This window comes from Agrobacterium sp. ES01 (assembly GCF_050320885.1).
Taxonomy (GTDB): Bacteria; Pseudomonadota; Alphaproteobacteria; order Rhizobiales; family Rhizobiaceae; genus Allorhizobium.
The window spans coordinates 52276-66427 of sequence record NZ_JBNQTH010000009.1 but is presented as its reverse complement, the minus strand read 5'-3'; the positions used below and the strand labels follow the sequence as shown (position 1 = coordinate 66427).

The following is a 14152-nucleotide window of genomic DNA, read 5'->3' as shown; positions in this document are numbered from 1 at the left end:
CTACTCCATGATCAGAGCCGCTTCAGGGCATTGACGTCTGCGACCTCTATCACTCGCCCTCTGACGGTCACACCGGCACTGCGCAGTGTTGAAAAGGCACGGGACAAGGCTTCTGGCGCAAGGCCCAGTTTGCCGGCCAGAAGGCTTTTCTGGAAAGGCAAACGGATGGAGGCCGACTGGCTGTCGTCCGGGCATTGGTCGAGCAGGTAATGGGCCAACCGCTGCTGGGCCGTGAGCAGACGATCATTGGCGATGCAATCCAGCGAGCTCAGCAGATGGGCGGAGAGGCTGGTGATGATTGCCTTTGAGACGTCTTTCTCCTCATCGGCAAGCATCCTCACCCTTTGCAGGTCGAAGCGGGCAACGGTGACGCTTTCCACGGCCTGGGCGTTGTAATGATAGACTTCACCGGCTGCGAGCAGGCATTCGGCAAACACGTCTCCGGGGCAGCAGATTCGGATATTGGCGTCTCGACCGTCTTTGCTCAGGCGGAAGAGCCGCACATGGCCCGACAGGACGCAATAGAAGGACCTGGCCGGTTCCCGCTCCCGAAACAGCAAATCTCGGGCCTCATAGTTGACCACATTGACCACATCCAGCATCCGCTCGATTGCCAGCGGTCCAAGCGATGCCATGAAGGGTGTGTGCAGCAATGTCGTGCGGTCACGCTGGTTCAACTTCAACAATTTGTTCATAGCCCCCTTGGCTCCCCAGGCAATGTTTACGTTCCCCGCGCTCTGGCTTCTCATCGAAATTGTCCTGGTGCAGGAGGTGAAGCGGGAGAGCTGCGCGACGGACGTGCCAACGGAGTGCCGAGCAGATCCCTTTCTGCTCTTGCCGGGATGGTCCACCTGTTCGTCGCTACGGTTGCTCTCATGATCCCGGCCTCCAAGCTTTGTCTCTAAAGGCATGCGCCATCGCGCTGCCCTCGTGATTTATTAGCGACAATAGAGGAGCTGGCACGGTTGCGGATTGATTTCGATCAAGCGGATATATCGCTCTAGCCGAAAGCGGGCAGCCTTGGCTTAAACAGGCGTCAAGCCATGAAAAAAGGCGCCCCTTGCGGAGCGCCTTCATGCGACAGCTTTGTCAGTTCTGTCGATCAGAACTTGAAGCCGACGCCGACCTTGATCGTGTGCTGGCTCAAATCGGCATTCACCGCTGTGCCGCCGATGTTAAAGTCGGTGCTGCCAAAATCATTATAGCGATAGTCGACGCGTGCAAAGACTGTATCGGTTAGCGCGTAATCAACGCCGGCACCGACGGTGTAGCCTTGGACGATGCTGTCATCGCCACCAAAACCAGCAATATTGGCTTCGGCATGGGCGGCGACCCAGCCCGCAGTTGCGTAGACAAGGGCGCGATCAAATGCATAACCGACACGGGCACGCACGGATCCCTCCCATTTGCCGCTGGCCTTGAGCTCGCTCCCGCCGATGTCAAACTTTTCCTCGTTCCAGTTGTAATCGAGATCGGCCTCGATGCCGAGGACGACATTGTTCTGGTACTGGTAGTTTGCGCCTGCAAAGGCCCCGATAATGCCGCCGTCGAAATCGCCATTCAGAAAAACGGTTCCGGCCTGGTCAAACGAGCCGTCAGCCCATCCGTAGCCGCCCTGAACACCGAGGTAGCCACCGGTCCAGCTGAAAGGCTGAGGGACCGCTTCGGGGGGCTGCGCGGCCGCCTGATAGATGGCGTCGGCCGCAAAGACCGAGGTGGCAGTCATCAAAATGGCGGTGGTTGCGAGAATTAGTTTCATAAATCAACTCCTGTTACAGGTGGAGCTGATAGTGGCCTTCCGTTCGATTTGCTGTAGTAAAATTGCACCATATAATTAGTATGCTAAATACATTTCATTTTTAATATACATGTAAAATCATATGTTTAGCTCATCTTTCAAGGAATGCAGTGGCTGTAGGCGACTTTAATCGGCTGCGAAGCAAACTGGGTCTGCCCGGGTCACGCGAACGTGAAGCCTGCGTGAAATCGGATAAGGGCGAGATGCAGTCCAAACGCAAATCGGCGCCCGCCAGGCGGACGCCGATTTGCGTGAGCTGGGTTGCCTTCCGGCCTGTTTATTCTGCCGCGAGCGGCGGCAGTCTGACGATCTTGGGCTTGGTGTTGCTCTGATCGCTGGTCTCGACCGATCGGACACGCTTTTCCAAGGTCGAAAGCGAGCGCCTGTTTTCCATGGCAATCCGGGTCAGTTCCTCGGCGCTCAAGGCCTCTTGCTCTTCTTCCTTTTTGCCGACCATGCGGCCGAACATCCAGCCAAGCAGGCGCGACAGATCGTCCATGATCAGGAAGAAGGCAGGAACGACAAGCAGGCTCATCACGGTGGAGACGATGATGCCGCCGATGACGGCAATGGCCATGGGCGCGCGGAACGAGCCGCCTTCACCGACGCCCAGCGCCGAGGGCAACATGCCGGCAGACATGGCAATCGAGGTCATGATGATGGGACGGGCGCGCTTGCGCCCGGCTTCCACCATGGCCTTGCCGCGTTCCATGCCGTGGCGACGCATCTCGATGGCAAAATCGACCAGAAGAATGGCGTTCTTGGTGACGATGCCCATCAGCATCAGGATACCGATCAAGACCGGCATCGACAGCGGATTGTTGGTCAGGATCAGCGCGGCTGCCACGCCGCCGATGGCAAGCGGCAGCGAGAGAAGGATCGTGAAGGGCTGGATGACATCCTTGAACAGCAGGATCAACACTGCCAGAACCAGCAACAGCCCTGTCAACATGGCGTTGACGAAACTCTGCTGCATTTCGTTCTGGATCTTGGCATCACCGCTTTCGGCGAGCTTCACGCTTGGCGGCAGATTGGCGTCCTTGACCGCCTGCTCGAAGGCAGCCGATGCCGTATCAAGCGCAACGCCGGGGCGCAGGTCCGCGCCGATGGCAACGACGCGGTTGCGGTTGTTGCGCTTGATCGACGAGACGCCCTCCGAATATTCGATATCGGCAACCGAGGAGAGGGGAACGGTCTGCCCGCCCGCTGTCTGTATCTTCAAGGCGCGTATCTTGTCGAGGTCGCGGCGCATGTCGAGCGCGGCCTGAACGCGGATCGGGATCTGCCGATCATCGAGCGAGATCTTCGGCAGCGCCGCATCGATGTCACCAATGGTGGCCACACGAACGGTGGAGGCGATCTGCGCGGGGGTGATGCCCAGGCGCGCAGCCTCTGCCTTGCGTGGCAGGATATGCAGTTCCGGGCGCGGCAGCGAGCCATCGGCGCTGACATTGGCGAGAACCGGCACCGTGCGCAGTTTCGATTCGAGGATACCGACCGCGTTGTTGAGATCTTCTTCGCTCTTCGACAGGAAGTTATAGGTGAGATCGCGCTCGCCGCGGTCGTTGAGCTTCAAGACGCGAATGTCGGGAATGGGTTTGAGCTTGGCGAAGACTTCCGATTCAATATCCCATTGCGGCTTGGTGCGGCCGTCATCGTTCAGCTTCGGCATATACTGGCCAATGAGCGGCAAACCGCCCAGGCCCTTGTTGACGAGTGTGTTCACCAGCGAATGGTTGATCTTCTTGAGCGCCAGGGTGACGGTTGCGCGGCGCAGTTCGAGATCGCCCTTGGGCGAGGCACCGCCGAGGACGAACACGCTTTCCACGCCGTCGATATCACGCACCGCCTGATACATCTTGTCGGTGGTCTTTTCGGTTTCTGCCAGCGACGCGTTCGGCGGAAGCTCGACCGACAAGACGATACGGCCAGCATCTTCCGGCGGCAGGAAGCTTCCCGGCACCTGCATGAGCAGCATGACCGAGCCGGCCAGGAACGCGAACGCTCCCAGCAGTGTGGCATAGCGGGCATACCACCGTGATGTGGTGCCGCGGACCAGCCATGTGTAGCTGCGCATGAAGACGCCGTCATTGCCTTCGTGATCGTCATCCATGCCGTCTTCGGCACGCATCAGATAGGCAGCCATCAACGGCGTAATCAGGCGGGCGACTGCCAGCGAGAAGAAGACCGCAAAAGCGACGGTCAGGCCGAACTGGATGAAGTACTGGCCCGGAATGCCCGGCATGAAGGAGACGGGCACGAAAACAGCAATGATGGTGAAACTGGTCGCAATCACGGCGAGGCCGATTTCGTCGGCCGCTTCGAGCGCTGCCCGATAGGGCGACTTGCCCATCTTGATGTGCCGGGCAATGTTTTCGATTTCCACGATCGCATCGTCGACCAGGATACCGGTTGCCAGTGTGAGTGCGAGGAAGCTGACCAGATTGAGCGAGAAGCCCATAATGTCCATGATCCAGAAGGTCGGGATCGCAGACAGGGGCAGGGCAACAGCTGCAATCAGCGTCGCACGCCAGTTCTTCAGGAACAGGAAGACCACGATGACGGCGAGGATCGCGCCTTCGATAAGGGTATGAAGGGCGGCCTCGTAGTTTCCGTAGGTGAAATAGACCGAGTCGTCGATCATCTGGATCGAGACGTTGGGGTTGTCCGCTCTCACCTGATCGAGGCTTTTGCCAACAGTTTCGGCAACGGAGACTTCGGATGCACCCTTGGCGCGGAAGACCGCGAAGGTGACCACCGGATTTCCGTTGAAGCGGGCAAAGGACTTCGGCTCTTCGTAGGTGTCCTTGATCGTGCCGAGTTCGGACAGCTTGACGAAACGGCCGCCAGCAAGGGCAATGGTGGTATTGGCCAGTTGGGCGGCACTGCCGGCGTCGCCAAGCGTGCGGATCGTCTGTTCTGTTCCGGCCACCTGGCCGCGACCCGAGCCGGCATCGGTATTGGTGTTGCGCAATTGCGTGCTGACGTCTGCTGCGGTGATGCCATAGGCGTTCAGACGGTCGGGGTTGAGTTCGACGCGGACCTCGCGGTCGGCTCCGCCATAGCGGTCAATACGACCGATGCCGCTTTGTCCTTGCAGCGCGCGCTTGATGGTGTCGTCGACGAACCAGGACAGTTCTTCCAGCGACATGTTGGGGGAGGAGACCGCAAAGGTCTGGATTGCCTGTCCCTCGACGTCGACCTTGGAGACAATCGGCTCGTCGACGGTGGCCGGCAGATCGCCTCGGATGCGGTCAATGGCGTCCTTGACGTCCTGCACGGCCTGTTCGGTCGGTACTTCCATGCGGAACATGACAGCGGTCTGCGACTGGCCGTCGGTGACCGTCGACTGGATTTCGTCGACACCGCTGATCGATGCGACGGCGTCTTCGATTTCCTTGGTGACTTGCGATTCAAGTTCGACCGGCGACGCACCGCTTTGCTGGACGACCACGGACACCAGGGGAACGTCGATATTGGGGAAGCGCGTGATCGGCAAGGCGTAAAACGACTGTATGCCGATGACAAGCAGCAGGAAGAAGCCCAGGAGAGGGGCGACCGGATTGCGAATGGACCACGCCGAGAAATTCATGACTTATGCCACTCCTCAGTTCGACACGACCGCATCTTCGCGGACTGGGTTGATCTTGTCGCCATCGCGCACGAAGGCACCGGCCTTTGCCACGATCATGTCGCCGGCCTGAAGACCGCCGGTGACCTGGATGAAGCCTGAGTCCTCGATGCCGGTGGTGATGTCGACCTGATGCACGACGCCATCCTTGACGATACGGGTTGTTGTGGACGTGCGGCCCATGGTGACTGCAGACAGAGGCAGCGCAATATCGTCCGCTTCCGTTACAATGATCTCGGCGCTGGCATACATGCCGGCGCGGGCGCGGTCGTTGTCGAGTATCTTGACGTGTACCGCACCGAGGCGGGTGACGGGATCGACGACAGGAGACACCAGACGCACGCGGCCCGGCACTTGTTCTGTGCCGCCGGCAAGCGTGATCATGACTTTCTGACCCTCTTTTACCTTGAGGATCTGTGTCTCGGAAACATCGGCGACCAGCTCCACTTCACCGTCCCTATAGACAGTGAAGAGCGGTTGACCGGCGCCACTGGCAATCGAGCCGACATTGGCATTCTTGCTGGCAATCACGCCTGCAACCGGGCTTTTCACCTCTGTGCGGGCCAGATTGAGCTCGACATCCTTCTTCTGGCTTTCGACAACCTTGATGTCTGCCTCGGCAATGGCAATCGCCTTTTCGGCCGTGGTCACCTTGGCCGCAGCACTGGAGGACGCGGATTCCGACTGTTCGATCTGCGATGTCGGCAAAGTGCCAGACTTGCCGAGTTCCACCGAGCGCGCATATTGCCGCTTTGCCTCTGCTGCGTTGATCTTTGCGTCGTTCAGCTGCGCCTGATATTGGGCCAAGGCGGCTTCTGCCTTGGCCAGATTGGCCTCAAGCTGGCTCCGCTGCAGGATCAAACTGTCTTCGTTCAACTCGGCAACGACCTCGCCTGCCGCGACGCGATCGCCGACATCCACATTGACAGACTTGATGGACAGTCCCTCCACCAGCGGTTGCACGAAGATTTCAGAGACGGGCTGGATCGTGCCCGTGGCCACAACGCGCTCGACGAGCGGTTTGACGACCGCTTTGGTGACAACAATGGCTGGCAGACTGGGACTGGCAGCAACACTTTCTCCCTGCGCCCAGGAAAATGCAGGCAACAGAATGAGCGAGGTCGCGGCAATTGCCGCGAAAGTCTTTGTCGATAGGCGAAGCATGGGTCCCTTCCAGGATGTCTATCAATCTTGCTTAGGCGAATTTAGCGACTAAATCGCATTCTGTCTGTTGTCATTTTTGGCATGCGCGCCGACTGGTCTGCCCTGCACATTTCGATGCAACTTTTAGTCTTCCGAGTCGATCTGGTCATGTTATTTGGCGTGTGCGGTCCAGCATACAAGATCACCATGACGTTTAATTTGGAGGCGATAAAGTATTCTTCGGCTCTGGGCAATTCTACAACACCACATGCCAAAAAATGGCAGTGAGGGACAACCCATCGGAGCAAAACTTCGGGAAACGTCACGTATACAAAAAAGACGCATGGGTTTCCCCATGCGTCTTTTTAGTGTAATCGCTGCGATGCAGCAATGACTATTTCAGGGCTTCGTCGGTGATGCCGTGGGTCCAGGCGCCTTCCGGCTGCTTCTCGATGATCTTCTGGTCGAGAAGGGCCTTGGCGGTGCGGTCGTAAACATCTTCCTTCAGCACGCCGGAACCATCGCCGATCAGCTTGGCCACTTCGCCCATCATGCGTTTCTGGTGATTTTCATCCTGGCCACCATTGTCCATGACGATTTCAGCCGCTTCATCCGGATTTTCCATGGCGTAGTTCCAGCCCTTCATCGAAGCGCGGACGAACTTGACCATGTCGTCCTTGAAGGCCGGATCAGCGAGCTTGTCTTCAAGTGCGTAAAGACCATCTTCCAGCAAGTCGTTGCCCATATCCGAATAGTTGAAGACCGTCAGGTCTTCCGGCTTGTAGCCGGCGTCGATCAACTGCCAGTATTCGTTATAGGTCATGACCGAGATGCAATCGGCCTGCTTCTGGATCAGCGGCTGTACGTCGAAGCTTTGCTTCAGCACGGTGACGCCATCTGCGCCGCCTTCGGTTGAGAGACCAAGCTTGTTCATCCAGGCGAAGAATGGATATTCATTACCATAGAACCATACGCCGAGGGTGTGGCCCTTGAAGTCGGCCTCGGTCTTGATCGGACCGTCAGCCGGGCAGACCATTTCCATGCCGGCCTTCTGGAACGGCTGGGCGATGTTGACCAGCGGAACGCCCTTTTCACGGGCAACGAGCGCGCCGCCCATCCAGTCAACGATCACATCGGCGCCACCGCCGGCGATGACCTGTTCCGGAGCGATGTCCGGCCCGCCGGGCTTGATTTCGACGTCGAGGCCTTCTTCGTCATAAAAGCCCTTGTCCTTTGCCACGTAATAGCCGGCAAACTGGCTCTGGGCGACCCATTTCAGCTGAAGCGTCAGCTTGTCGGCGGCCATGGCCTGGGCTGCAGCAAGCGACATGGCGCCCGCCATCAATGAAAGCATGAGTTTTTTCATGTCTTGTACCTTTTCCCTCTGTGGTTTTCGCCGTGCCCGGTCGTTGCCGGGCCGGTTGTATCGTCTACCCACCACGGATAGACGGATGCCAGAATGTGGTTGCCCGCTCGACGAGGGCGATCACACCATAAAAGACCGATCCTGCCAGGGCTGCAACCGCGATTTCCGCCCAGACCATGTCGACATTCAGACGTCCGATTTCGGTGGAAATCCGGAAGCCCATGCCAACGATGGGCGTGCCGAAGAATTCGGCCACGATCGCGCCAATCAGCGCCAGTGTCGAATTGATCTTCAACGCATTGAAGATGAAGGGCATGGCAGCCGGCAGGCGCAGTTTCAGCAGTGTCTGTCCGTAACTGGAGGCATAGGTGCGCATCAGGTCGCGCTCCATGTTACCCGATGCGGCAAGGCCTGAAACGGTGTTCACCAGCATGGGAAAGAAGGTCATGATGATGACGACCGCTGCCTTCGACTGCCAGTCGAAGCCGAACCACATGACCATGATGGGTGCGACGCCGATGATGGGCAAGGCCGAGACGAAATTGCCGATGGGCATCAGGCCGCGGCGCAGGAAATCCACGCGGTCGGCCAGAATGGCCACGGCAAAACCCGATGCCGATCCGACGACATAGCCGAACAGCACCGCCTTGAAGATGGTCTGGCGCACGTCGGCTGCCAGTATCGGCAGGGAATTGACGAGCCTTGCGCCGATCGAAGACGGTGGCGGCAAGAGGATGAAGGGCACGCCGAAACCACGGGTTGCCGCTTCCCACAGGATCAGGATCCAGGCACCGAAGAGGGCCGGGATCAGCAGGCGCAGCAACCAGTTCGCCGCTTGGGTCCTTGCATCGATGGCCGAGAGTGCGGTGACGGAAGCCCAGCCCAAGGCCCAGCTTGCGCACACCAGCAGGAAGAAGGCCGTCGACATTTCGCCTTCATGGCCGGCAAGGCTTTTCAGCAGCAGATAGGCTCCCAGATGCGCACCGACCACGAGAATAAAGGCTCTGAGCACGGTCATGCCTCGCTCGAGCGTGATCGCTGCGCCCAGCGATGTCAGGATCAACAGGGCGGAGATGACGAGCGAACCGGTACCTTCACTATTGGCGCCGTCGGCCAGCGGGCGTCCGGCTGCCACAATGACCAGCACCATTGCCACGACGATCTGCCAGCTGTTTGTCAAACGACGCATCATGCTTGCCTCCCACCCATAGCGCGGTTGACGATGCGCGAAGCAAGGTCGACCAGCATGACCAGCATGGCTGCCAGCACGGAGCCGGCAACAAGGGCTGCCCAGATCTCGATGGTCTGGCTGTAATAGGAGCCGGCAAGCAGTTTGGCACCGATGCCCGCGACCGCTCCGGTTGGAAGCTCGGCGACGATAGCACCGACCAGGCTTGCTGCAATCGCGACCTTCATGGATGTGAAGAGATAGGGCACGGATGCGGGGACCCGCAGTTTCCAGAAGGTCTGGTTCATGCTGGCGCTATAGGTGCGCATCAGATCGAGATGCAGCGCATCCGGTGAGCGCAGACCCTTCACCATGCCCACCGTCACGGGGAAGAAGGAGAGATAGGTCGATATCAGCGCCTTGGGAATGAGGCCGGTCACGTTGATCGCGCCGAGCACCACGATCACCATGGGGGCAATCGCCAGAATCGGGACCGTCTGCGAGGCGATGATCCAGGGCATCAGGCTGCGGTCGAGCGATTTGAGGTGTACGATGCCGACGGCAATCAGAATGCCGAGCAGCGTGCCGAAGATGAAGCCGACCATAGTTGAGGAGAGTGTCACCCAGCCATTATAGACCAGACTGCGGTTCGACGTGATCTTCCGCGTGAACGTGTTCTCATAGACATTGATCGCCACCTGATGCGGGGCGGGCAGGGTTGGCTTTGCCTGCCACATGGTCTTTTCGACCAGTTCCCAGGTGGTGGATGTGACGCCGGCGCGCTTGTCTATATCGCGCTGTATCGGCGCATTCATGAAGATGGCAGCTATATACCAGACCGCCACAATGACGGCGAGAATGGTGAGGATCGGAATGATGCGGTCGCGGGCATTCGTCATGGTGCGATCCTCTCCGCTGTCGGATAGAGCATCAGCACCATCGCCACTACGCCCAATCCGACCCCTGCCATCTGGATGTTCGACAGCCGCTCGCCGAACATTGCAACGGCGATCACGTTGATGAGCACCAATTGCCCGACGGAGGATGCTGAAATCGCAAGTCCCATCCCGCCTTCGCGCATCAGCCGCACCATCATCAGATTGCCAATGCAATAAAGAACGAGTGCAAAGACAAGAATTGTCCAGCGACTGCTGTCGAGATAGCTGCGGGTGGCGGTGGCGGCGCCTAAAAACACAGTCATGGCGCCGGCGAGCCAGAGGAGGAAGGTGGGGTTCATGGGCCGGACTCCCGTTCAAGGAGCGGCGCAATCGCCTCTCCGATCGAGATTGGCACATAGTCGGGATTACCGACTACTTGGGCATTGTCGAAACGGAGAACGACAAAACCGATCTCGCGCATCCATGCATCGCGTCTGATATCATGCCGGCGTCCGTGTTCAGTCTCGTGGCTATTGCCGTCGACTTCGATAACGATCCGAGCTGATAACCATGAAAAGTCGGCGATGTAAGGACCGATCGGTGTTTCGCGGCGGAAGCGAGCACCGCGGGGGCGGAAATCCCTAAGGATCTCCCACATGATACGCTCCGCCTTGGTCATTTCGCGGCGAAGGTTGCGGGCGCGTCTGCGGGTTTTTCCGTCGATATTGGAATGCGGCATGCGACACTCCTTCGATCGAAGATAAGGCAAGGCCCCTGCCCAACCCCTCCCCACAAGGGGGAGGGGCTCACGTCGCCGGCGTCTCGCATCGTTCGCTGAAATCGATGATTTGCAAAACTGCGTGGTAGAGCGTGCGGTTGGATGGGTGTTTTCTCCCCCCTTGTGGGGGAGATGGCCGGCAGGCCAGAGGGGGACTTTTTGAGCAAGCTGCGAACTACTCATCATAGCTGTGTCCCGCGCGCAGGCCCTCGCGGACGCGGTGGGCGATTTCCAGAAATTCCGGGGTTTCGCGGATGTCGAGCGGCCGGTCCTTGGGGAGCGTCGAGGTGATGACATCCGTCACGCGGCCGGGGCGGGGGCTCATGACCACGATCTTTGTCGAGAGATAGACCGCTTCCGGGATCGAGTGGGTGACAAAGCAGATGGTCTTGTTGGTGGCGGCCCACAATTTCAGCAGCTGTTCGTTGAGGTGATCGCGGACGATTTCATCGAGCGCGCCGAAGGGCTCGTCCATCAGCAGCAGGTCGGCATCGAAGGCGAGGGCGCGGGCAATCGAGGCGCGCTGCTGCATGCCGCCGGAGAGCTGCCAGGGATATTTCTGACCGAAGCCTGTCAGATTGACGAGTTCGAGCGTGCGGGCAATGCGCGTCTTCTGCTCGGCCTTGGTATAGCCCATGATCTCCAGCGGAAGGGCAATGTTCTTTTCGATGGTGCGCCAGGGATAAAGGGCTGCCGCCTGGAAAACGTAGCCGTAGGAGCGATCCTTGCGGGCATTGTCGGGCGTCATGCCGTTGACGGTGATTTCGCCGGCGGTGTGTTTTTCCAGATCGGCGATCACCCGCAGAAATGTGGTCTTGCCGCAGCCGGAGGGGCCGATGAAGGAGACGAAATCGCCCTTCTTGACCTCGAGATTGACGTTGGAGAGCGCGTGCACCGGGCCATCATTGGTCTCGAAGGTGAGGCCAAGATCCCTTGCGGAGACGACGGAGAAATCGGACGAACTCATCAGTGACAGCCACTCGCTTTTCGCGCGGGGTACAAGCGTGCCCGGCGTGGTATGATGGGATGGCCGGGACGACCCGGCTTGTTGAACGTTTGGGGCGAAGCCCGCCTGACCCAGGAGCGTGACAATGAACCCAGCATCACAACCGACCTGCCAAATCGTGAAGCCCGGCAATGCTTTCGACGGAAAGCAGGGCCTCAGCTACTTTCAGGGGATCTCGGCCGAGACTGTCGGTTCCCACCGTCTCTGCATGCATCTTTTGACCATGCCGGCCGGTGCCCGGGCCAGAGCCCATATGCATGAAGCCCATGAGACGGCGATCTATCTGCTCTCCGGTTCGGCCCATACCTGGTATGGCGCGCGGCTTGAAAACCATGTGGTCCTGCATGCGGGCGAATTGATGTATATCCCCGCCGGTGTGCCGCATCTGCCGGCCAATCTCTCCAACGTGCCCTGTACCGCGATCATCGCGCGGACCGATCCCAACGAGCAGGAAAGTGTCGTGCTGCTGCCGGATCTGGATGGGCTGGTGGAGATCTGAGCCTACTGGCATCTATCGAGCGGCCCCCAGGTCGTGCCGTCGTCGAGACGCAGCGAATAGGCATTCACGCCATCGGCGATGACGTTCATGTCGAGAGCCGCCTTGGCGACCGTGTCGGCGCCATGACAGGCGGCGCGCACGGCAAAGCGTTGCGGCGTCGAATTCAGCACTTGTTCGAAGCCACAATAGGAAACCGATGTGGTCACACCTTCCGGCGTGAGCAGAAACATCTCCTCTGACGCGGTCTCCACGCCCGTCTGGGCGTAAAGACAGCCGGCGGCATTGCCGTAAGCGCCATCAAAGGGCAGCGTGTCGGCAAAGGCGAGGCTTGCGGAGGCAAGCAGCATGACTGTGGTTGCGGCGGTGCGCGGGATGCGCGGCATTTGAAACTCCTTAAACGCCCGTCGCTGGAATGCCGGTGCGCTCGATCTTGCGAGGCGATACCAGCTCCTTCCAGGTGGAAAGGGCCTTGTTGACCGCCTGAAACGGTTCGCGCTTGACGAACTTGCCGTGGCCTTCCTTGGCCTTGACGGCGCCTTCCTCGATGGCGACTTCGCCGCGGGTCAGCGTGAAGCGCGGCAAACCGGTGACATCCTTGCCTTCGAAGACGTTGTAATCAATGGCGGATTGTTGGTTCTTGGCGGTGATGGTCTTGGACAGTGATGGATCCCATACCACAATATCGGCATCTGCGCCGACCAGGATCGCGCCTTTTTTCGGGTAGACGTTGAGGATCTTGGCGATATTGGTCGAGGTGACCGCGACGAATTCATTCATCGTCAGGCGGCCGGTGGAGACGCCATAGGTCCACAACATTGGCAGGCGATCTTCAAGGCCACCGGTGCCGTTGGGAATCTTGGTGAAGTCACCGACGCCGAAGCGCTTCTGCTCGGTGGAGAAGGCGCAGTGGTCGGTGGCAACCACGGACAGCGAGCCGGACTGCAGACCGGCCCAGAGTGAATCCTGATGCTGCTTGTTGCGGAAGGGCGGGCTCATCACCCGGCGGGCGGCGTGATCCCAGTCCTTGTCGAAATATTCGCTCTCGTCGAGCGTCAGATGCTGGATCAGCGGCTCGCCATAGACGCGCATGCCCTTCTGGCGGGCGCGGCGGATGGCTTCATGGCTCTGTTCGCAGGAGGTATGGACGACGTAGAGCGGCACGCCTGCCATGTCGGCCAGCATGATGGCACGGTTGGTGGCTTCGCCCTCGACTTCGGCCGGGCGGGAATAGGCATGGCCCTCGGGACCGTTATTGCCCTCGGCCAGCAACTTTGCCGACATGGCCGCAACCACGTCGCCATTTTCGGCGTGGACGAGGGGCAGCGCGCCCAGTTCTGCACAGCGCGAGAAGGAGGCAAACATCTCGTCGTCATTCACCATCAGCGCACCCTTATAGGCCATGAAGTGCTTGAAGGTGTTGATGCCCTTGTCCTGAACCACGGTCTTCATCTCGTCGAAGACCTGCTCGTTCCATGAGGTGATCGCCATGTGGAAGGAATAGTCGCAGTTGGCACGGGTCGACTTGTTATCCCATCGGGTCAGCGCTTCCAGCAGCGATTGGCCAGGATTGGGGAGGCAGAAATCGACGACCATGGTGGTGCCGCCGGCGAGTGCCGCCCGGGTGCCGCTTTCAAAGTCGTCGGACGAATAGGTGCCCATGAACGGCATTTCGAGGTGGACATGCGGATCGATGCCGCCCGGCATGACATAGCAGCCGGTTGCATCAAGAACCTGATCGCCCTTCAGATCGGGGCCGATTTCGGTAATGACGCCGCCTTCAATCCTGACATCGGCCTTGTAGGTGAGATCGGCGGTGACCACGGTGCCGTTCTTGATGACCTTGCTGCTCATTGGCTTCCCTCTTTTATTGTCGTTTGCCCGTGCG

General features: G+C 59.2%; 13 protein-coding genes. 1 reads left to right on the top strand and 12 read right to left on the bottom strand.

Translation table 11 applies throughout. The annotated features are described in order from the left end of the window. Window positions 1-11 precede the first annotated feature (11 nt). From ACQQ2Q_RS20045 to ACQQ2Q_RS20000, 10 genes are all read right to left on the bottom strand, one after another. The gene (locus ACQQ2Q_RS20045; protein WP_428188906.1) at window positions 12-695 is read right to left on the bottom strand and encodes a Crp/Fnr family transcriptional regulator; all 684 of its coding nucleotides are present in this window, start codon (window positions 693-695) and stop codon (window positions 12-14) included. A 407-nt stretch (window positions 696-1102) separates the two neighbouring features. Then, window positions 1103-1759 carry an outer membrane protein gene (locus tag ACQQ2Q_RS20040; RefSeq protein WP_428188905.1) on the bottom strand — a complete coding sequence of 219 codons (657 nt, stop codon included), beginning with the start codon at window positions 1757-1759 and terminating at the stop codon, window positions 1103-1105. 316 nt (window positions 1760-2075) lie between these two features. Continuing rightward, complete coding sequence (locus tag ACQQ2Q_RS20035) at window positions 2076-5390, bottom strand: efflux RND transporter permease subunit (protein ID WP_428188904.1); 3315 nt, start codon at window positions 5388-5390, stop codon at window positions 2076-2078. 15 nt (window positions 5391-5405) lie between these two features. Beyond that, on the bottom strand, window positions 5406-6593 hold the full coding sequence (locus ACQQ2Q_RS20030) for an efflux RND transporter periplasmic adaptor subunit (protein WP_428188903.1): 1188 nt from the start codon (window positions 6591-6593) through the stop codon (window positions 5406-5408). Between the two features lie 373 nt (window positions 6594-6966). Beyond that, a complete protein-coding gene (locus tag ACQQ2Q_RS20025; protein ID WP_428188902.1) occupies window positions 6967-7938 on the bottom strand; it encodes an ABC transporter substrate-binding protein in 972 nt (323 codons plus the stop codon). Window positions 7939-8002: 64 nt separating this feature from the next. Beyond that, the gene (locus tag ACQQ2Q_RS20020; RefSeq protein ID WP_428189002.1) at window positions 8003-9127 is read right to left on the bottom strand and encodes an ABC transporter permease; all 1125 of its coding nucleotides are present in this window, start codon (window positions 9125-9127) and stop codon (window positions 8003-8005) included. Continuing rightward, window positions 9127-10005, bottom strand: coding sequence for an ABC transporter permease (locus tag ACQQ2Q_RS20015; protein WP_428188901.1), 879 nt, complete (start codon window positions 10003-10005; stop codon window positions 9127-9129). The genes ACQQ2Q_RS20020 and ACQQ2Q_RS20015 overlap by 1 nt, the downstream gene beginning before the upstream one ends. Further along, a complete protein-coding gene (locus ACQQ2Q_RS20010) occupies window positions 10002-10343 on the bottom strand; it encodes a hypothetical protein (RefSeq protein WP_428188900.1) in 342 nt (113 codons plus the stop codon). The genes ACQQ2Q_RS20015 and ACQQ2Q_RS20010 overlap by 4 nt, the downstream gene beginning before the upstream one ends. Further along, entirely contained in the window at window positions 10340-10723 is a 384-nt protein-coding gene (locus ACQQ2Q_RS20005; RefSeq protein WP_428188899.1) for an endonuclease domain-containing protein, read from the bottom strand. Before ACQQ2Q_RS20005 ends, ACQQ2Q_RS20010 begins: the two co-directional genes overlap by 4 nt. Window positions 10724-10937: 214 nt before the next feature. Beyond that, on the bottom strand, window positions 10938-11729 hold the full coding sequence (locus tag ACQQ2Q_RS20000; RefSeq protein ID WP_428188898.1) for an ABC transporter ATP-binding protein: 792 nt from the start codon (window positions 11727-11729) through the stop codon (window positions 10938-10940). 124 nt (window positions 11730-11853) lie between these two features. Between ACQQ2Q_RS20000 and ACQQ2Q_RS19995 the strand changes: the two genes are divergently transcribed. Beyond that, window positions 11854-12267, top strand: coding sequence for a cupin domain-containing protein (locus ACQQ2Q_RS19995; RefSeq protein ID WP_428188897.1), 414 nt, complete (start codon window positions 11854-11856; stop codon window positions 12265-12267). 2 nt (window positions 12268-12269) lie between these two features. Here the strand turns inward: ACQQ2Q_RS19995 and ACQQ2Q_RS19990 are convergent, their stop codons facing one another. After that, the gene (locus ACQQ2Q_RS19990) at window positions 12270-12650 is read right to left on the bottom strand and encodes a hypothetical protein (RefSeq protein WP_428188896.1); all 381 of its coding nucleotides are present in this window, start codon (window positions 12648-12650) and stop codon (window positions 12270-12272) included. 10 nt (window positions 12651-12660) lie between these two features. Beyond that, window positions 12661-14118, bottom strand: a complete 1458-nt coding sequence (gene hydA / locus ACQQ2Q_RS19985) for a dihydropyrimidinase (protein WP_428188895.1) — start codon at window positions 14116-14118, stop codon at window positions 12661-12663. Window positions 14119-14152 lie beyond the last annotated feature (34 nt).